This window comes from Rhizobium sp. BK181, assembly GCF_014193305.1.
Lineage (GTDB): Bacteria > Pseudomonadota > Alphaproteobacteria > Rhizobiales > Rhizobiaceae > Rhizobium.
The window spans coordinates 99054-120375 of record NZ_JACHZA010000016.1 but is presented as its reverse complement, the minus strand read 5'-3'; the positions used below and the strand labels follow the sequence as shown (position 1 = coordinate 120375).

The following is a 21322-nucleotide window of genomic DNA, read 5'->3' as shown; positions in this document are numbered from 1 at the left end:
GATAGCGAGCTTCACGTGGCGGCTTCGGTGAACTACTCTACGGTCGTGGCAGATCGGCCGGAGGTAAGGGCTATGATATTCGATCATCTTGCTAATCCTCCATTCAACCTCGATGGTGACGGCATCGCATGGGTCAAGGCGCGTTTCGCCTCCTTGTCTGGCGAGGACAGGTTGCCTCAACTTTTCAATCTTGTTCTCTTCGGGAGCGATCCCAACGAGGTTGAGCGTCTGAAAGCCTTCCGACCGGGTAGTATCACGCGGTTCGGCGGTGCGGACGCGGCGAGCGAGCGCGCCCTGATCGCTTCCTTGAACATCGACCTGCCGACGCCGCTCCTTGTTTCCGCCGATCTCGAAGGCAGTCGGCTCGCGCTTTCAGGGGCGGCAGAGATGCCGAACCCGCTCGGGCTTGCGGCACTCGACGATGTGGAGGCGACCGCCGAGGTGAGCCGTATCATGGCCCAAGAGGCGCGTGCGGCCGGGATCAACTGGTCGTTCACACCGGTCCTCGACATCAATGCAGTTTTCCGCAGCCCCATCGTTGCGACGCGCGGCTTTGGTTCTGATGTCGCTGTGATCGAGCGGCATGCAATCACGCAGATGGAGGTCTTCCAGAAAAATGGCATTGCCTCGGCCGTCAAGCACTGGCCTGGGGAGGGGTTCGACGATCGCGATCAGCATCTGCTGACCACGATCAACCCGCTTGGGATGGAAGAGTGGGAGAACACTTTTGGCCGGCTCTACCGGCGGGCGATCGAAGCCGGTGCGTTGTCGGTGATGGCGGGCCATATCGCACTTCCAAGTTTCGTGAGGTTGATCACACCGGAGGCCGGGATCGAGGCCTTCCGTCCGGCATCGATCAGCCGTCTGCTGAACGTCGAACTGTTGCGCAAACGTCTTGGCTTCAATGGTCTGATCGTCTCCGATGCCACCCCGATGGCGGGACTCGGCTCATGGTCGAAGCGTTCAGAGCATCTGCCGGAGCTTATCTCCTCCGGCTGCGACGTCATTCTCTTTTCCGACAATTGTGATGCGGATCTCTCCTACCTCAAGGCAGCGCTTTCCGATGGCCGTCTGAGGGAAGAGAGGGTCGATGAGGCGCTGATACGCCAGCTGGGTCTGAAGGCGGCGCTTGGCCTGCACCGACCGCAGCAGCTGACAACAGTAGAGACGGAAAGGAACAAGGCCTATGCAGATGCCGTGTCGCGGCGGATCCCCACGCTCGTCAAGGATGTCGACAGCACCCTTCCGCTCGACCCGAAAAAGCACCGACGTGTCCTCGTCTTCAGCGGCGACATCGTCGTTCCGTTCTGGCCCGGGCCACAGCAATTTGTGCTGCCGGATTTTTTGAAAGACCATGGTTTCGAGGTGACGATACATACGCCGCAAATGGCGGTCGATACGAAGGATTTCGACCTCCTGCTGTACCTCCTCGGCGATGAAACACTTCTGACACGCGGGCGCATTTTTCTCGACTGGCTCAAGCTTACCGGCAATTTCGGCAATGCCATGTGGCGTGGCTGGCATGACGTCCCGACGGTGATGATCTCCTTTGGCTATCCATATCTTCTCTATGATGCGCCGCGGGTGCCGACCTACATCAACGCCTATTCGACGACCGAAACCATGCAGCGGGCAGTGGTGGACGCATTGCTCGGCAATGCGCCGTGGAACCGCAACAGCCCGGTCGATCCCTTCTGCGGATTGGGAGATGCTGGGTTTTGAAGCGTTGTCTTGAAGCGTGCCAGCGGCCGGCCGCCTCTGGCTAAGCTTGAAGCACGTGGGCGTGGTCCTAGCCGAAAAGGCTTGCCAGCCAGTAGAAGAGTGCGGAAATTGCTGCAGCGGCAGGCATCGTGATGATCCACGCAATCAGGATATTGCTGGCAAGGCCCCACCGCACGGCTGAAAGGCGGCGGGCTGCACCGACCCCGACAATTGCGCCGGTAATGGTATGGGTCGTAGATACCGGAATGCCGAGCCAAGTGGCACCGAAGAGGGTCAATGCTCCACCAGTTTCGGCGCAGAACCCCTGCATTGGGTTGAGGCGCGTGATTTTCGACCCCATGGTGTGGACGATGCGCCAGCCACCGAAGAGGGTGCCGAGTGCCATCGCGGTCTGGCAAGAGATGACCACCCAGAACGGCACGTAGAATTCCGAACCGAGATGACCCTGGCTGAACAACAATACGGCGATGATACCCATGGTCTTCTGCGCATCATTGCCGCCGTGCCCGAGTGAATAAAGAGAGGCGGACACGAACTGCATCACGCGGAACGTGCGATCGACAGCGAAAGGCGTCTGCCGCACGAACAGCCAGGACACGAGAAGCACCAGCAGCAATGCAAGGAAAAAGCCGATGGCCGGAGAGAAGAAAATCGCTCCGACTGTTTTCAGGAAGCCGCTCCAGACGATCGAAGCGAAACCCACCTTCGCCCAGCCTGCGCCGACGAGACCGCCAACGAGTGCATGCGACGAACTGGAAGGAATGCCGAAAATCCAGGTGACGACGTTCCAGATGATCGCCCCCATCAAGGCGGCGAAGATCACCTGTGGAGAGACGATGGCTGGATCAATGATCCCCGTTCCGACTGTCTGAGCCACATGCAGGCCGAAGAACGCAAAGGCAATAAAATTGAAGAATGCTGCCCAGACGACCGCGTATTGCGGACGGAGGACACGCGTAGACACGATTGTCGCAATGGAATTGGCCGCATCGTGCAATCCGTTGAGGAAATCGAAGATCAGCGCAATGATGATCAAGCCAACGAGCAGTGGCAAAGCTATCGAAACATCCATCAGACGTTCTCGATGACAATGCCGCTGATCTCATTGGCGACATCTTCGAACCGGTCGACGACCTTTTCGAGTTCGCCGTAGATTTCACTGCCGATCATGTAGGCCATGGCGTCGCCCCTAGCCCCGTGACGTCTGAACAGGTCTTTCAGGCCCTCGTCATGGAGTTCATCGGACCTCCCTTCGACGCGCGTGACCTCTTCCGCAATTGTCGAGAGTCGCTGGGCATTTGGGCCAAGCTTATCGAGAAGGGTAACGGCTTCCGCAATGAGCCTTGCTGCCTTGACGATCTCCCCACCCATCTGCTGCATCAGCGGATCGAAGCTCGATTGCTCGAACAATCGTATGGTTTTGACAGTCTTGTGCATCATGTCGATGGCATCGTCCATCGACTGGATAAGGTCCTTTATGTCGCCACGGTCGAAGGGTGTAATGAAGCTGCGCCTGACCGCAAGGAGTACCTCGCGTGTAATGTCGTCGGCCTCGTTCTCCAGCCCCACAATCCTTTGGCAATTTTTATCAAGGTCCTTGCCATTGAGAAGGTCGTTTAAAGCTTCCGCTGCATCGAGGACGACTTTCGAATGCTTCGAGTACATGTCGAAGAATCTGTCCTCCCGCGGCATCAGCTTGCGAAAAATGTTCATCATCAGGGGCCACTTCCAGGGGTGGGTGTAACTGTCATAAATCGGTAATAAATGCGGAGGAGTGCTCAGGGCAATGGGAAACCGATGGCAAGGTCAACTTATTCGTAGCAGCACGCAAACGCCGGCCACAGGACAGCGGGTCCTCTTCACTGGGCGCGCACTGGGTCCGGCATTTCTGTGCGGGCGGATGAAAAGCATGTTCCGGTGTCGACGCCGTCGCAGGGAACGATTTTCGACAAATTGCGTTCACCTTTGGTTCGGCAGGAGGGAAATATGCCCCTCCTCTTCGCTGGGGATGAGGCCGTCATGAAAAAGCTAGCCGTCGTAGCGTTGGGCCTGGTCACAAATGTTTCCGGAATTACGCCAGCCCAGGCGTTTCCGGCCATCAACCCGCCCGTGGTCGAGATGCAGCAGCGGACAGAACCCGTACAATGGCGGCATGGAGGAGGCGGCCACTGGTATGGCGGCCATTACCGTGGATACCACCATCACCACGGATCTGAATGGGGCTGGGCCCTGGGCGGCCTGGCTGTCGGTACGATCATTGGCGGCGCTTTGGCACAGCCGTACTACGGCCCGTACGATGACACGTTCTACGGCTCTTCCTACGGCTATTATTCCCGTCCTTACGGCTATTACCGGCCGTACCGCCAGTATGAGCCTTCGGTCGCCTATGAAGGGGGCAGCCATGTCAGTTGGTGTTACGCGCGCTATCGCACTTACAGGGCGTTCGACAACACCTTCCAGCCCTACTATGGACCCCGTCGTCAATGTGTAGGACCTTATTGAGGGGTTCCCTGTAGGACTTTTCGCAGCCGAACACCTCTGCTGTGAGGGGTGGGGCGGACCGAAACTGTCATTGTTCCTTCGAACGAAGCTCGTCACCTCATAAGGTTTCGTGCGATTTGCACCAGTGCGCCATCACTGGTGTCGGACGACTGTGCGGATTGGTTTCCGGCATTGAGCCAACATTGGTTCATCATCGCCAGAATTTCTTCATCGGACTGGACTATGCCCGCTGCGTCGAAATCGCTACGAATCTTGGCAAGAATATCATTTTGATTGACGTCGAAGGCCGCCTTTGCAAGGTCGTCCGAGTAGGTCTTCGTATCGCTTTCTATCAGGTTCAGCTTATTGGCAGCCCACATGCCGACCAGCTTGTTTCGTCTGGCCATTCTCATGGTGTCGATGCGCAGATTAGACATTGAAGCTCCTCCGTTGCGTTTAATTCCACCGAAATCGAAAGATACTGTGTCGAAGTGCTAGACGTTCGTGGTCTCCGCTCGCGCCAGCCCAATTGAGCAAGGGAGACCAGGCCATTGCCTTGTCTAAGAACGACGTGCTGTTGGCATGAACGTCTAATTGCTAATCAGTTGCCGCGCTCTTCTCCGCAATGGCGGAAGCATAGCACCCAAATCAAGTTCTTGCCTGTAGTTTCACTGCCAAGGGTTGGCAAGGGACTGGCTGCGCGGGGGTAAATTCGTGGGCCGCAAGGCCCGAACATGGTGACGCATTGGCGAATCTGCCTCGCGGGGAGCGGGAGGCAGCGTTCTTGGGCCCTGCCCAACAGAGGAGGACGCACTTCGCCTCCCTGCTGACGAGACGTCGTAGGCTGTCGTGCGGGATCTACATTTGGGTGGAGGTGGTCCGAAAATCGAGATCGCGTGTCGACTGCAGAGGATCGGCGTGCTGCAAAAACCGATCGCCCTCTGGGACGCCGTCGAGGAAGTGAGCAGGCTTTAAAAAGAGACAGTCAAATCAAGTCAACTCCGGTGCGAAACGGCCAAATTTATCGCCTTCGTAGGTTCGATCGAGCTTAACCTGGCGTGTCCCAACGATGACTGTGGCGGTTGAACGAAGTTGCACCTGGCCATCTTGAATGAAGCCTCGCGCCAGGGCCAGAACCTCGCCGCGGATTTGGGCTTGCGTCGCGGTATCGGCCCTAGCGAGCCCCGCCACGACAGGTGCCGCGATGTCGGTCATGAAGTCCCGATATTTCTCGGGAGACGCGTGGCTCATGGTAGATGAAACTTCCTCCTCGTGCAGATCTGTCAGGCCAGCGTCTTCGAAGGCGGTACGCATCAATCCTTCGGGCGCGCAACGAAAAAGTCCGGGCGAGCCGGGGGCGGGGCGGGCATCTCGATGTGACGCGAGATCGTCGACATGATCGTCGTTGCCCAGGGGTTTTTGTCAGGGCCGCTCCAGACGGCCGCGCATATCCGTGCTCCCGGCTTTGCCACACGTGCAAATTCTCGAGCGGCGACCGAGATTTCGGGAAAGAACATGAAGCCGAAGCGACAGAGTACGCTGTCGAAGGACGCATCTTGAAACGGCAAGGCGCCGGCATCGCAAACTCTGGTGTTGAAATTTGTCAGGCCACGGCGAGAGGCGTTCTCGGATGCTACTGCCAGCATGCGCTCCGAGAGATCGGTCACGGTTACATTTCCATGCGGCACCATTGTTGCCGCGGTGAGCCCGGGCTCGCCAGTTCCGGCGGCAACGTCAAGGACATGCGCGTCTTCCCTGAGGTGGGAGACCCTGAGCATCGCGTCGGCGAACGGGGCAAGCCAGCCAAGAACCAACTCGTCCCACTTCTTCCAGCCGGTGGAAAAACGATCCCATCTGTCTCGTTGCTGTTGGCGGATCTCATCGACGGTTCCAGGCATGGCTGTCACTCCGTGATAGACTTTCCATCTTCCATACTGCTCACTATGAGCCGTCTGGCTCACGATGCAATCCAACAGGCATGCCACAGTGCGGCGCATCTTGCGGGAGAACGTTGATCCTATACTCCGGTGATACCCAGCACATTGCCTGCCGCAAGCGCAGCATGCCAACAACGCACCCGAGTTCCCGGCAGTAGCGCTAGATGAGAATGTCGTTCACCGAGGTTATCCAGCGAGTTCGGCGCGTTGACTCCAGGCTGTTGTGGGAATCAAACTGCCGGATACGATCGAAGTTCAAACCAGTCTCCTGCTCAACTGTCGCAATCGTCGTCTGAATCTTGCGGGTCCGGAGCTCCTCGAAGCGATACGGAGCCAGTGCCTTGAAGACTTTGGCTTCGTATAGCGCGGCCACGTACTGCGTTTGGCCGACAATGAAGGCCGCCGCGGAAACCGTGCTCGGCGTTTTCTGAACGACCGCAATCTTCCAAAACGAGAGAGGTATCTTCCAAGGGCCACCCTTTCGATCCTTTCCATAAGGAGGGTCGTCGGGGCGATAGATCGGACCCTGTAAGACAGTCACCTTGCGCTCGGTCAACTGCGTCTGGTTGAGAACGTAGTCTTCGAGATTGCCCCAATCGACGTTGTTGTAGGTTTGGAACTGCGGAGCGGCGTTGGTGTAGTGAAACGAATCCTCGTCTCCTTCCCGTGCCTCTTCATCGCTTGCGCCCCACGCTGCATCGAAACGCCTTACGAGATGTCCGCGGCTGAACTGGATCTTGTCGGTTCCCTTGGCTTTTTCGTAAAACTCGCCGTCTGGTTGATACTCCGCAGCAATTCGAGCGTCGCGTCGAAAGCTCCCGGGACGATCGCCGGGATATCTGAGCTTAGATCCATTGATGTTGACGGCGGTGATTATCGCAAACTTGCGATCCTTGTGCATGACCACCGAAAACTTGTTGTAGGCGAGTTCATGGCCGTTGCCGCCAAGAAGAGGGGCGGCCTGGTCTTTCATCGGCTCAATAATCTCATCGAGTGGCAACGCTTCGGAAAGAAAATTGGGATCGTAGCCGTAGACCGTGTTTTGCTTCGACCAGCGTGTTGGCTTGTAGGGCTTCCCGTCGGCTTCAAGAACACTGTTCGCAGCGATCGCTATCTCCGGCACCATGGGTGTAAACCCGAGGGCCCCTTCTAGGCGATCAAGAGTGCGCAAGGCGTCATCGTTTTCCAGCCGGTGCTCCTCGAGGAGCTTGAAGATCGCGCTCACCCTGACACCTTCGTTTCCCAGCCACTTGACAGGCTCATTGGGCTTGGCCGGATCATAGGGTGCAGCGACGGCTTTGTGATGAAGGGCAACGACCTGCCATTGATCGTTCAACACCGGCGAGCCCGATGAACCTGGTTCGGTGTCGGTCAGGTAGTGAATGAACGATTCGAGGTGAAGATCCTTCAGATCGAGGTTGACGATCTGGTTTGCACGAATGCTGATCTGCTTCGGGCCGCCCCCTGGATGCTGGATGATCGTGACCCATTCGCCATCGACCGCCTTTCCTGACAAGGGCAGGAGGCTCAGCCATCCAAAGCGCTCAAGCGGAATTCCTTTGTCCGATACTGGAGCAACCGAGACGAACGTGACGTCGGCCTGCGGATCGGAGAAGAATATCTCCTGCGGCATCAGGTTGAACTGGATGGGCGATCCAAGGACACCGTCGATGTCGTGCTCGTATGCAAACTCAGCTTCAGCCTGGCCAGCCTCGTTTCTGTTGCCGAGAACGTGCGCATTCGTCAGGAGAAGACGCGGCCCGATAAGGAAGCCCGTCCCATACCACTCGCCACCCGGAGAGGGCACGCGGATCCGGCATACGGCTGCAGCAGCCCGCCTTCCGCGTTCCAGGTAGTTGATTGATGTCAGATCGCTCTCTCCGATGACACGCTCGAAGCCGGTGGGATCTGACTGTCGCGGCTCCAGGAGATCCTGTCGGATGGCAAGCCTCTCCAGCGACTCGGCAGGTTGCACAGTATCCCGGCTAGCCGCGACGTGGCGTGGAGCGCCTTTCATTTCTGCCATTGCTTTCGCGAGTTTCCGGTCGGTCGTTGTGACCAGGTCGCGACGGACACCTGCGAGATCTGTTAGGTCAGACATTGCTTCCTCGATATGCTTGGGGAACATTTCGAAATGCAACTCATGCCTGCAGCAATGGTGCCCGGATCGGGCCATCATCTCGCACTACTTTAAACTGTATGGTGTTCGTGGCAAGCCGACAGTTGTGGTGAAATCCGCATCCCTTCGAACTAGTCCGCTCTTTTGGCTCATCTTCTACGCATCATTTAGCTGCCTTTCGACCGGGTCTCAAAGGCGCTGGCCTTGGATGAGACGGGTCCGGTGCGGCAAGAAGGGCGGTGACATCTACGCGAGTGCCGACGCAAGACGATCCAGCAGGTCAATAGAGGCATTATGCTTTCCTCGCCCAAGATCACTCACAACTGTCCTATCGACGTCAGCGTCGCGGCAAGGTTCTCCTGCGTGAGGCCAAGCGCCGAGCGTAAGTGACGAACGTTCCAAGCAATACGAGCGCGGATTTCCAAAAACGTGGCCCAGCTTGATATTAAGAATACGATCCCGTCGTCCCGGCAGCAAAGACAGTTATAACGCCGAGGGTACTAGGAAGTGGCCTGCGTCAAGTACGGACGCGGGGGATGCGACCTGACCCGCATTTTCCTCGAACCGCCATCACCGGCCACTCAAATGGTGCTGGACGCGGCGAGGGCGGACGAGAGGGCTGCCGACGCCTACTACTATGGGTTTCCCCATCCTGAGAGCATCGTCCCCGCACTCACTGACATCAATGTCGCGCAAGCGTTCGCTGCGCGCTATGACATCAGGCAACCCGGAAACTGAGCGCCATGGTGGAGATTGAAACCGTGCCAAGCGAAGAGCCGATTGTTTCGACGGGTGCTTTTCGCGATGGCATGTCGCGTCTCGGCAGCGGCGTGAACATCATTACATCCAACGGTGCTTCTGGCCGACTTGGTTTCACGGCAACGGCCGTGTGCAGCGTGAGCGATACGCCCCCCTCGTTGCTCGTCTGCATGAACAGAAGCAGCCTGCAGAATGCGCCTCTGAAGAAAAATAGCGTCCTTTGCGTCAATGTCTTGTCGGCGAAGCAGCAGGCCCTGTCGCAGGTATTTTCAGGTGCCGACAAGATCGCGATGAATGAGCGGTTCTGACGTGCAGAATGGTCGACGCTGGCGACCGGTTCGCCGGTCCTGGCAGATGCCTGCGTCGCTTTCGATTGCGGGATCGTCACGGTCCTGGAGGTGAACACGCACAGTCTCATGATCTGCGAGGTTCTGGCGATCCAGGAACATCCGACGGTCAGCAGCCTGATCTATTTCGATCGAACGTATCATCCAGTGGGGAGGGGCTGACATGGTTTCCGGGTTTGATCTCGTCATTCGCGGCGGCCGGATTGCGACTGCAGCAGACTTTTCCTGCGACATTGGGATTGCCGGTGGCCCAAAACCTGTCGAAAGGTGCGTCGGAGATGGACGCGAAAGGACGACTTGTCCTGCCGAGTGGAATCGACAGCCATGTCCATCTCGACCAATATCAGGGCTAGGGAATTGTCATGGCCGACGGATTCGAAACCAGCAGTCGAAGTGCTGCGGCCGGAGGCAATACGTGCATCGTACCCTATGTCCTTCAGCGCCGCGGTCAGTCGTTGCGCGAAGCCGTCGCCGACTATCACGGCAAGGCTGATGGAAATTCGCTCGTCGACTACGGATTCCACCTGATCATCAGCGATGCGACACCGACCGTTCTTGGCCAGGAACTGCCGGCGCTGATAGCCGGTGGCTATACCTCCGTGAAGATCTTCATGACCTATGACGATCTTGTGCTGAGGGATCGCGAGATCCTCGAGGTCCTGAGCATCGCGCGCGAGTACGGGGCAATGGTCATGATCCACGCAGGATACGACCAGATCAAGTTCCTGACCGACAAGCTTGAGCAGGCCGGCAAGACAGCGCCCTATTATCACACTTGGTGGAAAGGGAAGCGACACATCGCGCGATCGCCCATGCCGAACTGATCGGAGTTCCCGTGATGATCGTCCATGTTTCTGGCGAGGAAGCGATGGAGCAGATCGAATGGGCGAGGATGAGGGGCATCAAGGTCTATGCGGAGACCTGTCCGCAATACATTGTCCTGACGGCGGAACATCTGGCTGGTCTCAACATGGACCATTCCGGCGCGAAATATGTCTGTTCGCCTCCGCCGCGCGACCGCCTCGCAAGAGGCGATCTGGCGTGGCATCGCCAACGACACGTTCCAGACCTTTTCTTCGGATCACTGCCCGTTCCGCATGAGAATACGCTTGGAAAATCCGGCTCACGGGCACGCACATCCTTTGCTGGGGTCCGAACGGCATTCCCGGGGTAGCGGCGCGCATGCCGATCCTGTTTTCGGAGGGCGTCAGCAAGGGGCGGATCTCCCTTCAGCGCTTCGTTGCGTTGACGTCGACAAACCATGTCAAGCTTTTCGGCATGTACCCGCCCAAGGGCATGATCGCGGTTGGATCATCGGCGGCCGTTTGCCGGGCGAGGGGGGCTATCTGGTTCTCCAGCAGGAAATCTCCAACGCCACGACGCGGGGAGCACTTGAGATGGCTCGCTCGAGTGGCGTTACGAGGATTTTGAATGTATCTCCCTTTCATCGCAGCTCTGAGGATCTTTCGCGGCTAGCGGATATTGTCATCGCCAATCAGCATGAATGGTCTCGGCTGGCCGGCGGCGCTTCGACGCCGCAGAATGGAGCCTCAGACACCAACAGACGTTCGTCGTGACAAAGGGCTCGGAGGGCGTTTCGGTTGCTTCGCCTTCGGACTATTTCGAGCTTGGTGCGCCGACAATCCAGCCGGTTGATACCGTCGGTGCGGGCGACACCTTTTGCGGATACCTCGCCGCAGCTTTGGATCTCGGAGATCCGCTTCAGGCGGCCGTCAACGGCGCGGTAACCGCGGCGAGCATGGCGTGCCTGAAGGCTGGAGCGCAATCGTCCATCCCCGCAAGGCGGGAGGTCCTTGAGGTGGGACGAATTGGAATGTTCGGTCCACGTCCGCCTTCAGCCGGCTGATGGTTCGATTGGGATTTCGCGTGGCAGCGGTAGGTCTCGCAAAGCCGCTCCGAACACGTCGAAGGGCGAGACTGATCAAGAAAAGTCGGTCCTACGCCAGTTCTATCGTCTGCCTTATCGGAAGCCGAAGAAGCTTAGAACCGCAAGGATAATCACGATGGCGCCTACAAGCCAGATCAGGTTGTTCATGTGCAATTCCTCCTAGGTCCGCTATCGATCACATTAATCCTCTCTGAGGAGCGCGATCACTTCAGTCCGGTCGTGCCTTATGTGGCCGGCAGTGGCCGGGGCCTTCTGACAAACGGTAATGCGCCCCGGCTGTTCCGACGCACGGACTTAAGTCCGGGCGCCCTCGGACCAAGGTCCTAGCAGCGGAACAGGTTCCTGGACCATCCGTTCTCTCGCCGCGGTCGTCAGGGCCGCATCAAGGAGAAGGAGCTAAAAGATGTTTCATAAGGTTATCGTCAGCGCAGCCGTCTCGGCGGCCCTCATGTCTGGCGTCGCTTTCGCCCAGTCGTCCACGGTGAATGGAGCTGCAGGTGGTGCCGTGACAGGTGCGATCGTCGGTGGTCCTGTCGGTGCAGCCGTCGGCGGTGTCGCCGGTGCCGTCGTTGGCGCAGCGATCGATCCGCCGCCGCAGAAGGTCGTCACCTATGTCCGTGAAGCTCCGGCGCCGACGACGCGCATCGTTGTCAAGGAAAAGGTGGTGGTCGGTCAGCCCCTTCCAAAAACCGTCGTCGTGACGCCGGTTCCGGAAAATCCGAAATACGCGTATGCGGTCGTGAACGACGAGCGCGTCATCGTCGAGCCGTCTTCCCGCAAGGTTATCCAAGTCATCAACTGATCCGTTCCATGGACGCGGCCACCGCCGCGTCCAGACACGTCGGATAATCAAGCAGGAAGTCGCAGGATGAAGACCGTCGCATCGCTGGCGTTTGGTATCGCAAGTTCTATCGGCGCCTGTATCGCCGCGAGCTCGGTGGCCTCGGCAATCATGGCAGGTTCGCAGGCTCATGAGTTCGATACTTCGCCCTCGCCTGATCTCTGGACGAGCAGTCCGGTCCGGGTCGACGTGGCCAAGCAAGGGTACGAGCGCATCCCGGCATCATATTCAAGCTACGTCACCGACGCGGCAAAGGTCAGGATCGCCGTCAACAAGCCGGAAGCCACGACTAAGGAACTCGAGTCAGTGAAGCCGACGTTGTCCGCCGAACACGTCAGTTGGTGTGGATCACGCTATCGATCATACGACCCTGCCTCCAACAGCTATCGGGCCTACAGCGGGCAGACGAAGACATGCATGTCGCCATACGCAGCATTGGAGGCCACCAAGAGCGAAACCGCTCAGGCGGGATCTGGTGTGGCAGTATACGCTGCCGAGGCGTGGTGCGCGGCCCGTTATCAGTCTTACCGGGCATCTGACAATAGTTACCAGCCATACAGCGGCCGGCGCCGGACCTGCGTTCCGCCTGATCACCAGGAAATGGCCTCGACCAGATAGACACCAACGACGGTTATGGCGGGAAAGGGGGTGTTTACCAGGGTTGGCCCGAGGCCCAAGGGCTAAACGTCGGGTCAGGCACAGAGGAAGGATAACGACATGCTGTGGTGGATATTCGTTGGTTATCTCGGGTTGATGTCGACGATGACGGCCGGCGTGTTGCTGATGATACTGCGAAGCGTTTGGCGGGCGAGGCGTTTGAAGTCGCCAGGAGTGAGTGAAGACGCCGAAGCTGTGGTTGCTGATAACGCTGTACGGGACCGCAAGGTTCAGCCCATAATTAGGGCGAGGGAATGCTGAACGAAGTGCAGCGCAACTTGAAATACAATCCGGTCGCGACATCTATGAACACACGCAAGTGAACCGATATGTCAAAGCATCTGTCCCTCAGCCAATCCCCAACCCTTACCGCAGAGCAGACCAGCTCGATTCTGCTCGGCTTTGCCGAGACGCTATCAGCATTCGGGCAACAGCTCCCGGGCGAGGAAAGCGATCTGAGTGCCATCCTCGAAGACGTCGCTGCGTCTGTCAAAGCAATGGTCAACGATATTGCGCATGGCGACCACGATGTCGCTCTTGAAATCATCCGATCTGCCGCAAGGCTCATCAGCGTGATGCGACAGGTCATGTCCCGGCGTTCGATGTCGCCGACGCTTCACTAGTAAGCCGAGGTTGGGAGATCGGGACGACGCTGGATGCGGTTGCGAACGGGCTGCCGATGATTGCCGTTGGCTTCTCCCACCAATCCTGCCGAATGGCTGTCCCCGCGACCGTCAGCTTGCCTTTGACGCTCCGCCTTGACGGGTGTCACTCCCCGGCCAATGGCTTCGCGCAGCGAGCTGCCATCCTGTCGATCCGTCAAGGGAATTCATCAGCTCCACAAAGTCGCAGGCCTCAGCCCAGGTCATGCGGGAAACCGGTACTTCACAGATCATGGCGGGCTGCCCATCCGATCGTCTCGACAAATCGTTGCGCCTGGCCGAAAGGAAAATCGAGGCCGGCGATCCACGGGCCTCCGGTTGAAAGGAAATCCTCGAAGGATGCGAAGGTGGCAAAGGTCTCGAGCGCGATGAATGTCGACACATCGCCTTTAAGCTCGCAGATGGCGCGGGTGATCGGCTTCCGGCGACTTGGCTTGCTGGTTAAATCGATACCGAATACCTTCACCGCGCCGTCAGCGCCTCGCCGATCGCGTAGTAATGGCCACTTGCGACATGGTGCAGGCTGCGCCACTCGGGCCCGGCGGTTTCAAAGTGCCATGCCCGTCCCTGAATACCCGTTCGTCGGCCCAGCTGCGGTCACCTCCGCAATGAAGAGATCGTAGGGGGACTGGATGTGGGGCTCCCCGATTACCCGGCAAGCAAGCCACGCCGAGCAGCCTTCAACAAACGGAAGGTCCTGCTCTGGAATGTCAAAGAGTGACACGCCGGATGCCAGGAGTTTCTGAGAATCCCGGTGAAGGCTTCGCGTTCCGACCTGTTGGGTCAGGTCAAGTTGCGCCACGGTTGGCACCTGGACGACGAAGCGCCCGCTTGCTTCCATCAGCGAGCGTATCCTGGCAATGCTGTCTGCCACGACCATCAGCTTGGGCGGATCAATGTCGAGACCCCAGCACCATGACCGCCATGACATTGTCGACGCCGTCATGCCGGGCGGACACGAGAACGGTTGGCCCATGGTTAACTAGACGGTAGGCCTTATGAACTTCGACCGGCTGGACGTGGATCTTGTTCACAATCGGAAACGTCGCCCGGCTCCTGTCATCTCGCGATGTGCAGGTTAGCCCAGACCTTCCGCCATTGCATAGGTCAACAGGACATCCTGGATATTCACCCGGTCTTCGCTCGGCAGAAGTGCACGGGTTGTAATCGACTCCAGATGGTGCGCCATCAGTTCAATGGCGCGCCCAGTCTTGCCCGCCATCAGTGTCTCCAGCAATTCGCGATGCTCTGAGACCGCGCATTCCGACGAGTGCGGTCGGCCGTAAAGCGTAAGGATGAGCGAGCTTCTGGCAACAAGTTCGTTGATATAGCGAATGAGGCTCTCGTTCTCAGTCATCTGCGCGAGCAGCGTATGGAACTCTCCCGCAAGTCGAATGGATGCGGCATGATCCTTGGTGGTGGCTTCTTCTGTCGCGATGTGATCGGACAATCTTGCGATCTGGGGCTCGGCCAGTTTTCCCGACAGTGTTTCGACGACCAGACGTTCGAGCGCCATGCGCGTCAGGAACAGATTTCTTCCCTCCTCAAGCGTTGGTCGAGCAACAACGGCGCCTTTGTTGGGGCGGAGTTCCACCAGACCTTCACTGCTCAGTCTCACCAGCGCCTCGCGGACCAGCGTGCGGCTGACGCCCAGTCGTTCCCCGATGGAGTCCTCGGGCAGTTTCGATCCCGGCGTCAGCGCCTGATCAAGGATGGCTCGCTTCAGGGCACGATGAACCGCGTGCGCGCGGCCGCCTGCCGAGCCTGCCTTCTTGGTCATTGAAAGTCTCCATTTAAATCGGTTGAGGCGATGGATTGCATACGAAATGGGCCTCTGTCCAGTGCGTACCTGATCCACAAACATCATTCCTGGCGCTCGCTTTTGCCTGCGTCGCTCGCATTACGCGACCCCGGCTGCTCGTATGCATGAACCTAGCTAAAGCGTATACAATAAATGTATTCATGGCTGGGTGCGCAAGTTTTATCCTGAAGAGGCTTGATGGTTTCATCCGGTGATAGCTGTGGCCTCGATCGTGGTGTTTCTGCTCTTGCGATTGAGCCCAGACGATCCAACCGTCGTCATAGCAGGTGACAACGCCGATGCTACGACCATCCAAAGGATCCGTGCTTCGCTTGGCCTGGACCGGCTCTCACGCCGAAACCTGCCTGATTTCACAGCTGTGCTCGCCGGACCCCGAGAGGCCACATTGTGCCGCAACCGCATCCGGCGAGCGGGCGGGAAATGGTTGTTGCGTGGTCGCCGCTGCTAATCCCGCCGATAGTCGCCGCGCGGCCGAAGGCAAGAGCATGCAACTGAAGATCTGCAGCTGGCTTTCAGGACCGCTTGATGAGCAAATGCCAATGAACCTGCTGCCCAATAACGCAGGATATATGGTGACACTGCACCTGCTGGTATAAGATTTGGCCTCTCGCAAGATGAGGACGGTCGAGTGGTATGGACGGCAGCAAATCGGCTAAATTGAAAATTGGATTTCTGTTGGCAAGGAACTTTACGCTGAGCGCGTTTTCGTTGTTTGTCGACACTCTCCGACTGGGGAGCGACGAAAAGGACAAGTCCGGGCGGGTGGCGTGCGATTGGCTGGTAATGAGTTCCGACCGGCGGTTCGCAACGTCCAGTTCTGGCGTGCAGGTGGTGCCGACGGCGCTGTTGAGGCCCGCAACGGAATTCACCTACATCGTGGTCGTGGGGGGCCGACTTACCGACGCGGAAGCGTTGGACGTTGATACCATTCGGTACTTACGTGGGGCTGTCGAAGATGGAGTTCCTGTAATCGGGCTCTGCACCGGCAGCTTTATCTTGGCCGATGCTGGCTTGCTGAAAGGAAGGACGGCCTGTGTCAGCTGGCTGCATCATAACGAGTTTCGCGAATTATTCCCCGATACTCCCGTAACATCGCACGAACTTTTCGTGGAGGATGACAATATCATTACTTGTGCAGGCGGCAGCAGCGCTGCAGACCTCGCGGCATTTTTGTTGAACCGCCATGTCGGGGAATTCGCCGAGCGGAATGCGCTGGAAATCCTCCAGATCGCCAGACGCCGGGACGCAAGAGAAATGCAAACCCGCAACCCGCTCGGCCAAAGAGCCGATGACAAGCGCGTCGAGATGGCGTTGCTGATCATGGAGCAACATCTGGAGGACCTCCTGGAAATCGAGGATATCGCCAGTCAGACGGGGCTGTCGCGCAGGCAACTAGAAAGGTCGTTCAGAACCAAACTCGGAGTCTCGCCCGCTTCGGCTTATCTAAGGGTTCGGCTAGACGCGGCGATGCGACTGGTGAAGACAACAACCCTGCCATTGGCTGAGATAGCGGTCATGTCGGGATTTGAGAATTCTTCGCATTTCATTCGGAAGTTCCGGGAATGCTTTGGAAATCCCCCCGCGACAGTTCGAAAAAACCTCAGGCTGGAGACTGTTCGCGCAGAAAATATAGGTGCTGCTGCGCTTCGACGGACGACAGCTGAAATCAACCGCACGTGATCGGGTAGCGCCAGGCTCTTGCTGGTGTGTCGCAACCAAGTTTTACCAGACAATTTTAGTTTGAATTGGTCCGAGGATGAGAAAGCCGAGACATAGGTTGTGGGGTTCGTCTGTCAATTGACGAACCCCATTGCCGTCCTTATCGCTGCGAGGTTTCCGATTGTAGCCGCGGCCCTACGCCTCTGCCTACAGGGCATGCTTGACGCGAAGTATCGTAACGGCGACGGCAGCCATGACGATCGGGATCGAAACCAGCATGATGACCGGACTGAAATGATAGCCTGCGTGGTCAGCGGTCTCGAACACGAACTTCAGATAGTAGCTGATCGCTATGATCGAGAACCCTTCCACAGTGCGCTGGATTTTGACCTGCGTGGCAGCGTGATCCGCCATGGCCTGGATTTGAGTGGCGTTTTGATACTCGATCTCGACCTGGATGCGTGTCTGCAGCAGGTCGAGCAGGTGCATCGTGGCGCGTGAGAGCTGTTCCAGCCGAAGGGCAGTTGCCTCGCATGTTCTGACCGCAGGCTTTTGAGCCGCCTTTCGACGAACGTGCCGAAGCACTGAAAGCCCGGGACATGTGTCTCCCGGAGCAGCGCGATCCGTTCCTCTACAATCTTGGCGTATGCTCCGGTTGCTCCGAACCGGTTGCGAGTCTCTGCCGTGGCCGAAATAATGTGCGAGGACAGTATCGTGATGTCCTCAAGGACCCGCTTGTGGTCGGCCGCCGGAGTCATCAGGTTGCGCTTCGTGAGCTCCACAAGCTTGGTATCGTAGCCACCAAGTACGGGAGCGAGCCGCCGCGCTTCAGGAGGGCCGAGTAGCGCCATGGCACGGTAGGTCTCGATCTCAAAGATCCGCCGTAACATCCGCCCTAGCCGGTGCGCATTGAGATCCTTGTTGAAAAGAGGGATCCTGCTCAAATGAGCCGGTCGAATTCTAAAATCGGAGCAAATCTGGGCAGAGCCGCCGCCGATCAAAGAGGCGGCGGTGTCTCCGAAGTCAAAGGTCCGAAGAATAGGCCCGAGATCGGCCGGAGCCTCCGGCATGACGAGAATACTGACATGGCAAACGAGGCGAGGAGACGCTAGCCCGGCGAGGGCCGCGAAATCTGTCTCTGCAAGATCAGATTCGGGCCAGGTCTTCGCCTCGGCAGCAAGCTTCCGCACGCGTCACCGTGACGAATTCGGTGTGATGCTCGAGCCGGACAGAGATCTGCCTGGACGCTGTCGTGAAAGTCTTTGATTATCCCATCTGCAGGCATGAAGGCAACATGCTCGACGATCGCTGGGCCAGCAAAGTATAGAGAAGGCCGCGCGTGAAGTTCTGCATTGAAGTCGATGGGTGCGCGGTCGCTTCTTAAGGATTCGTCGGTATCTTCCTTGCTGGATGAACCAAGGCCCAACTCCTTCTGGGACTTTGAAATCACTCTCGTTCGGCTCCCCGACATCGATGGTGGCTTTCGCGTGAAAGAAAAAGGTAGACTACGGAAAACCAGGGCTGTTGGAAAGTGTTGTCGTGCAGCGGGGATGAATTGACCTTACTGTGTCTGCCATGCGACGACGAAAAATCCTGATACGCGATCGCGCCGCTGGCCTGCTTTTGAACCGCGGCAGAGGTCCTTCGCGCAACCTCCACCTCACTTCATTGATTGCGTGATCAAAAAAACAAAGAACCTCACTCCCGATCTCGTTTTCAGCCAGGTCTCGGGCGAGACGAAGAGATGCGATCAGATCGGGAAGGGGATCATCCAATACGGTATCCTCCATTAGGATTTCTGATGGAGGTTGCCCCCAGGCTTCGAGCTCCTGCAAGGTGCTGAAGGGCGGATATTGCCTGTCAGAAGCCGGTTGGTCACGCAGCCTTTATGACGGAGACATCGCATGATCGTCGGTTCGGCTTGAGGTTCGCCGATTTTGTCGTCGAGGCGTGTCCCACAGATGGAGCGGAGAACGGTCACTGCATGTGCGGTCATCAGACTGGACTTGATGGCTCTTCGATGTTTCCTCCTCCTCAGCGGCACCTAAAGGAGGGCTTCATGTTGGATCCTGAAAGCTTCAATGATCACGAACATAGGGCGCGATTTCGGCTTTTGCTTCGACTGTCGCTTCCATTGACACGGCAATGTCTGCCATCCAGATCTTGATAATTCCGAAAAGATTGCTCGGTCCGGTGCTATTGCTAGAAGGCTATATTAACGACTACGCGGACCGAGAGCCGGCGATCTCGATTGCCGCACTCATCGCAGGTCCTGAAAACGTGTAGGATCGGATGCAGTGGTCGCGCTAGCGACCACTGGCGCGACCCCTTAGCGTCACTGTGCCAAGCCGGACGACAATCCAGACGATGTGTCGACGTGTCACGCGAAAGGCGCACAACCTGTAGCCAGACTGCTTTCTGGCCGATCGTTGCCAGCGATCATTCCACAGCGCTCCTCACTCGACTGGAGCATCGCCAGCCTGCTGGGCCCGGATTGCCTGGGCGGCCGCCGCGCCGCCGCCCTTGTCGTCGCCTCCGACCTGCACTGTCGGCTGGGCGAACGAGATCCCGTTTGACAGGAAGACCTCCCGAATCTTGGCGTAGGCCTTGCGGCGGATATAGGTTTGCATGCCGGGAACGGTCGTCATAGCGAAGCTAAGGACGATGCCATAGTCGGCAAAGTCCTCGACGCCCTTCATTTTCAGGGGCTCGATGAAGAGTTTTCCGAGTTCCGGATCGTCCTTCAATTCGGCTCCGACTTTCTTAGTCAACTTTCGCGCATTCTCGATATCGGTGTTGAAGCCGACGGTAATCCTGAACTTGTCGATGACCCAATCGCGGCTCATGTTCTCGACAGCGCCGAGTTCACCGAAGGGCACTGTGAATACTGGCCCGCGATGATGGCGCAGCCGGACGGAGCGCAGGCTGAAGCCTTCGACGGTTCCCTTGTAATCCTTGGCCTGGATGTATTCGCCAACCCGGAAGGCGTCGTCGAGCATGTAGAACACGCCGCTGATGATATCCTTGACAAGGGTTTGCGAACCAAAGCCGATCGCGACACCGAAGATGCCGGCTCCCGCGATTAGTGGCCCGATCTGCACGCCGAGCTCGGCCAGAACAATCAGGGCCGCCATGACGGCAACAATGACGGCCAGGGCATTGCGAAAGATCGGAAGCAGCGTCCGAAACCGGGCCCGGCGGGCCGCATCGGCCGGCACAAGCAAGGTCGTATCCGTTGCTACGCGTAGTGTCCGGTCGATCCAGCCTTTGGCCAGTTGCCAGACAAGATCGGCGCAGACGAGGATCAGGACGCTTTTAAGGCCACCGTAGAACAGGGCAACGATGACCGGATCACGCTGACCCAGCGTATCGGGATTGAATTCCCACACCAGCGCCAGCCATGCGACGGCGAGCGCGATGACAGCTGCCCTTGCGCCTCGTACGAGCAGGATGCCGCGAAGACTGGCCGGGTCGGCTACGAAGGTGCCCGCGATACGCCCGACTGTATTAAGGACACCTGGAAGAATGAGCGCGTAGATCCCGATCCAGAAGAGACCACGCATGTCGAGGCTCCAGACAAGCCATAGTGTAACGATGAAGGCTGCAAAGGCCGCTTTCCATGCGCGGGGCCGCTGCGAGGTGGCCCACACCGCCTCGATCGCAAGGAGCAATATGATGGAGGAGAAGCAGTAGCTGATCGCGTCGGTGACGGTGAGCGGGACGCCAAGCGGCTCACCGACCGCCGCCGTTGCAACCGACAGGCAGATGATCCCGATGAGGACCGCCAACCTTGTGCGCAGTGAGCGTGTGATATCGGCTGCTGACAGACAGGCGATCGCCAGGCGAAATAGGATGAACGCCGAGAGATAGGCAAGCAGGGTGATGCGGGCCAGCGGTGGCCATTCCACCGCGAAGAACACGATGGCCATAGCGCCGGTGAAGATGCCGATTGGCGCCAGCCGTCCGGCGAGCGTGTCGCGGGACCCGACAAATCTGCGGTAAAGACCCTCTGCGAGAAGCCCGAGAAGGATTAATCCGGCGAAAATGAAAAACACCGGTGCATAGCCCCGGCTCGCTGCATCATGCCGTGTCCGGAGAGCCGCTGCAGCGATTTCTGACGGAATGGCTGGTATCGCCGTGACAATTTCATGAACGCGTGTCCGCGCCGCTGTCTCCCAGCGGGCCAGGCTGGAGGTGTGTGGCGGGGAAGTCGGTCTTGCACCTTCCGTGCCGACGCCTTTGCGGCTTTTCAGCCAGGTCTGAACCTCAGGATCCTGAAGCAGGCGCACAAGCTCGTCGATCTTCTGTTCCGCGACGGGGGCGGGGGCGGGGGCGGGCGATTGCGCCATTGCGTTGAACGCGATGGAAAGGCCGGCGATGAGAGACAATAACCATTTCATGCTGATA

22 protein-coding genes and 2 pseudogenes are annotated in these 21322 nt (G+C 58.1%); 13 read left to right on the top strand and 11 right to left on the bottom strand.

Annotation, left to right across the window (positions count from 1 at the left end):
* The first annotated feature begins 72 nt into the window (after nt 1-72).
* Entirely contained in the window at nt 73-1722 is a 1650-nt protein-coding gene (locus FHT77_RS25560) for a glycoside hydrolase family 3 protein (protein ID WP_183757624.1), read from the top strand.
* Nucleotides 1723-1789: 67 nt separating this feature from the next.
* Here the strand turns inward: FHT77_RS25560 and FHT77_RS25555 are convergent, their stop codons facing one another.
* Nucleotides 1790-2794 carry an inorganic phosphate transporter gene (locus FHT77_RS25555; protein WP_183757622.1) on the bottom strand — a complete coding sequence of 335 codons (1005 nt, stop codon included), beginning with the start codon at nt 2792-2794 and terminating at the stop codon, nt 1790-1792.
* Nucleotides 2794-3438: a DUF47 domain-containing protein gene (locus FHT77_RS25550; RefSeq protein WP_028758002.1), complete on the bottom strand. Its 645-nt coding sequence runs from the start codon at nt 3436-3438 to the stop codon at nt 2794-2796. Before FHT77_RS25550 ends, FHT77_RS25555 begins: the two co-directional genes overlap by 1 nt.
* 303 nt (nt 3439-3741) lie before the next feature.
* Between FHT77_RS25550 and FHT77_RS25545 the strand changes: the two genes are divergently transcribed.
* Nucleotides 3742-4224, top strand: coding sequence for a BA14K family protein (locus tag FHT77_RS25545; protein WP_183757637.1), 483 nt, complete (start codon nt 3742-3744; stop codon nt 4222-4224).
* A 92-nt stretch (nt 4225-4316) separates the two neighbouring features.
* Here FHT77_RS25545 and FHT77_RS25540 read toward each other — a convergent pair whose 3' ends face one another.
* From FHT77_RS25540 to FHT77_RS25530, 4 genes are all read right to left on the bottom strand, one after another.
* Entirely contained in the window at nt 4317-4640 is a 324-nt protein-coding gene (locus tag FHT77_RS25540; RefSeq protein WP_246712662.1) for an ATPase inhibitor subunit zeta, read from the bottom strand.
* Nucleotides 4641-5193: 553 nt separating this feature from the next.
* Nucleotides 5194-5517 (bottom strand): hypothetical protein, encoded by a 324-nt coding sequence (locus tag FHT77_RS31590; RefSeq protein ID WP_246712663.1) that lies wholly within the window; start codon nt 5515-5517, stop codon nt 5194-5196.
* On the bottom strand, nt 5517-6101 hold the full coding sequence (locus tag FHT77_RS31585) for a class I SAM-dependent methyltransferase (RefSeq protein ID WP_246720174.1): 585 nt from the start codon (nt 6099-6101) through the stop codon (nt 5517-5519). The genes FHT77_RS31590 and FHT77_RS31585 overlap by 1 nt, the downstream gene beginning before the upstream one ends.
* Before the next feature lie 199 nt (nt 6102-6300).
* On the bottom strand, nt 6301-8241 hold the full coding sequence (locus FHT77_RS25530) for a DNA/RNA non-specific endonuclease (protein WP_183757621.1): 1941 nt from the start codon (nt 8239-8241) through the stop codon (nt 6301-6303).
* Nucleotides 8242-8766: 525 nt separating this feature from the next.
* Between FHT77_RS25530 and FHT77_RS25525 the strand changes: the two genes are divergently transcribed.
* The 8 genes and pseudogenes from FHT77_RS25525 to FHT77_RS25490 all read left to right on the top strand — a co-directional run bounded on the left by FHT77_RS25525 (nt 8767) and on the right by FHT77_RS25490 (nt 13395).
* Nucleotides 8767-8997, top strand: coding sequence for a hypothetical protein (locus FHT77_RS25525; RefSeq protein WP_183757619.1), 231 nt, complete (start codon nt 8767-8769; stop codon nt 8995-8997).
* 5 nt (nt 8998-9002) lie between these two features.
* Nucleotides 9003-9527 (top strand): annotated as a pseudogene (locus FHT77_RS25520) (flavin reductase).
* Nucleotides 9528-9727: 200 nt separating this feature from the next.
* Nucleotides 9728-10189, top strand: coding sequence for a hypothetical protein (locus tag FHT77_RS32105; protein ID WP_183757617.1), 462 nt, complete (start codon nt 9728-9730; stop codon nt 10187-10189).
* An 11-nt stretch (nt 10190-10200) separates the two neighbouring features.
* Nucleotides 10201-10539: a hypothetical protein gene (locus FHT77_RS32100; protein WP_183757616.1), complete on the top strand. Its 339-nt coding sequence runs from the start codon at nt 10201-10203 to the stop codon at nt 10537-10539.
* 330 nt (nt 10540-10869) lie between these two features.
* Nucleotides 10870-11232, top strand: coding sequence for a PfkB family carbohydrate kinase (locus tag FHT77_RS25505; protein ID WP_246712665.1), 363 nt, complete (start codon nt 10870-10872; stop codon nt 11230-11232).
* A gap of 445 nt (nt 11233-11677) precedes the next feature.
* Complete coding sequence (locus FHT77_RS25500) at nt 11678-12076, top strand: DUF1236 domain-containing protein (RefSeq protein ID WP_183757612.1); 399 nt, start codon at nt 11678-11680, stop codon at nt 12074-12076.
* Nucleotides 12077-12142: 66 nt separating this feature from the next.
* Entirely contained in the window at nt 12143-12733 is a 591-nt protein-coding gene (locus FHT77_RS25495) for a BA14K family protein (RefSeq protein WP_183757610.1), read from the top strand.
* Between the two features lie 368 nt (nt 12734-13101).
* Nucleotides 13102-13395 (top strand): hypothetical protein, encoded by a 294-nt coding sequence (locus FHT77_RS25490; RefSeq protein WP_183757609.1) that lies wholly within the window; start codon nt 13102-13104, stop codon nt 13393-13395.
* Between the two features lie 262 nt (nt 13396-13657).
* Here the strand turns inward: FHT77_RS25490 and FHT77_RS25485 are convergent, their stop codons facing one another.
* The 3 genes from FHT77_RS25485 to FHT77_RS25475 form a co-directional block, all read right to left on the bottom strand.
* The gene (locus tag FHT77_RS25485; protein WP_183757607.1) at nt 13658-13900 is read right to left on the bottom strand and encodes a hypothetical protein; all 243 of its coding nucleotides are present in this window, start codon (nt 13898-13900) and stop codon (nt 13658-13660) included.
* A gap of 81 nt (nt 13901-13981) precedes the next feature.
* On the bottom strand, nt 13982-14365 hold the full coding sequence (locus FHT77_RS25480) for a flavin reductase family protein (protein WP_246712666.1): 384 nt from the start codon (nt 14363-14365) through the stop codon (nt 13982-13984).
* A gap of 147 nt (nt 14366-14512) precedes the next feature.
* Nucleotides 14513-15214: a GntR family transcriptional regulator gene (locus tag FHT77_RS25475; RefSeq protein ID WP_183757605.1), complete on the bottom strand. Its 702-nt coding sequence runs from the start codon at nt 15212-15214 to the stop codon at nt 14513-14515.
* 232 nt (nt 15215-15446) lie between these two features.
* Between FHT77_RS25475 and FHT77_RS31575 the strand changes: the two genes are divergently transcribed.
* The 3 genes from FHT77_RS31575 to FHT77_RS25465 are packed head-to-tail and all read left to right on the top strand — an operon-like array spanning nt 15447 to nt 16936.
* Nucleotides 15447-15704 carry a hypothetical protein gene (locus FHT77_RS31575; protein WP_310503294.1) on the top strand — a complete coding sequence of 86 codons (258 nt, stop codon included), beginning with the start codon at nt 15447-15449 and terminating at the stop codon, nt 15702-15704.
* Nucleotides 15688-15852 (top strand): hypothetical protein, encoded by a 165-nt coding sequence (locus tag FHT77_RS25470; protein WP_183757603.1) that lies wholly within the window; start codon nt 15688-15690, stop codon nt 15850-15852. The genes FHT77_RS31575 and FHT77_RS25470 overlap by 17 nt, the downstream gene beginning before the upstream one ends.
* Nucleotides 15853-15889: 37 nt before the next feature.
* Nucleotides 15890-16936, top strand: coding sequence for a GlxA family transcriptional regulator (locus FHT77_RS25465; RefSeq protein WP_183757602.1), 1047 nt, complete (start codon nt 15890-15892; stop codon nt 16934-16936).
* A gap of 186 nt (nt 16937-17122) precedes the next feature.
* Here FHT77_RS25465 and FHT77_RS25460 read toward each other — a convergent pair.
* A pseudogene (locus FHT77_RS25460) lies at nt 17123-18278 on the bottom strand (DUF3422 domain-containing protein).
* Nucleotides 18279-19371: 1093 nt separating this feature from the next.
* Nucleotides 19372-21315 (bottom strand): mechanosensitive ion channel family protein, encoded by a 1944-nt coding sequence (locus tag FHT77_RS25455; RefSeq protein ID WP_183757600.1) that lies wholly within the window; start codon nt 21313-21315, stop codon nt 19372-19374.
* Between the last annotated feature and the right edge of the window lie 7 nt (nt 21316-21322).

Excerpts from the sequence above, each read along its gene's own strand:
- FHT77_RS25550 (WP_028758002.1), bottom strand. The coding sequence starts at position 3,438 with ATGATGAACATTTTTCGCAAGCTGATGCCGCGGGAGGACAGATTCTTC.
- FHT77_RS25475 (WP_183757605.1), bottom strand. The coding sequence starts at position 15,214 with ATGACCAAGAAGGCAGGCTCGGCAGGCGGCCGCGCGCACGCGGTTCAT.
- FHT77_RS25540 (WP_246712662.1), bottom strand. The coding sequence starts at position 4,640 with ATGTCTAATCTGCGCATCGACACCATGAGAATGGCCAGACGAAACAAG.
- FHT77_RS25490 (WP_183757609.1), top strand. The coding sequence starts at position 13,102 with ATGTCAAAGCATCTGTCCCTCAGCCAATCCCCAACCCTTACCGCAGAG.
- FHT77_RS25530 (WP_183757621.1), bottom strand. The coding sequence starts at position 8,241 with ATGTCTGACCTAACAGATCTCGCAGGTGTCCGTCGCGACCTGGTCACA.
- FHT77_RS31585 (WP_246720174.1), bottom strand. The coding sequence starts at position 6,101 with ATGCCTGGAACCGTCGATGAGATCCGCCAACAGCAACGAGACAGATGG.
- FHT77_RS25555 (WP_183757622.1), bottom strand. The coding sequence starts at position 2,794 with ATGGATGTTTCGATAGCTTTGCCACTGCTCGTTGGCTTGATCATCATT.
- FHT77_RS25560 (WP_183757624.1), top strand. The coding sequence starts at position 73 with ATGATATTCGATCATCTTGCTAATCCTCCATTCAACCTCGATGGTGAC.
- FHT77_RS25500 (WP_183757612.1), top strand. The coding sequence starts at position 11,678 with ATGTTTCATAAGGTTATCGTCAGCGCAGCCGTCTCGGCGGCCCTCATG.
- FHT77_RS25545 (WP_183757637.1), top strand. The coding sequence starts at position 3,742 with ATGAAAAAGCTAGCCGTCGTAGCGTTGGGCCTGGTCACAAATGTTTCC.
- FHT77_RS25505 (WP_246712665.1), top strand. The coding sequence starts at position 10,870 with ATGGTCTCGGCTGGCCGGCGGCGCTTCGACGCCGCAGAATGGAGCCTC.
- FHT77_RS32105 (WP_183757617.1), top strand. The coding sequence starts at position 9,728 with ATGGCCGACGGATTCGAAACCAGCAGTCGAAGTGCTGCGGCCGGAGGC.
- FHT77_RS25465 (WP_183757602.1), top strand. The coding sequence starts at position 15,890 with ATGGACGGCAGCAAATCGGCTAAATTGAAAATTGGATTTCTGTTGGCA.
- FHT77_RS25455 (WP_183757600.1), bottom strand. The coding sequence starts at position 21,315 with ATGAAATGGTTATTGTCTCTCATCGCCGGCCTTTCCATCGCGTTCAAC.
- FHT77_RS25480 (WP_246712666.1), bottom strand. The coding sequence starts at position 14,365 with ATGTCATGGCGGTCATGGTGCTGGGGTCTCGACATTGATCCGCCCAAG.
- FHT77_RS31590 (WP_246712663.1), bottom strand. The coding sequence starts at position 5,517 with ATGCGTACCGCCTTCGAAGACGCTGGCCTGACAGATCTGCACGAGGAG.
- FHT77_RS25495 (WP_183757610.1), top strand. The coding sequence starts at position 12,143 with ATGAAGACCGTCGCATCGCTGGCGTTTGGTATCGCAAGTTCTATCGGC.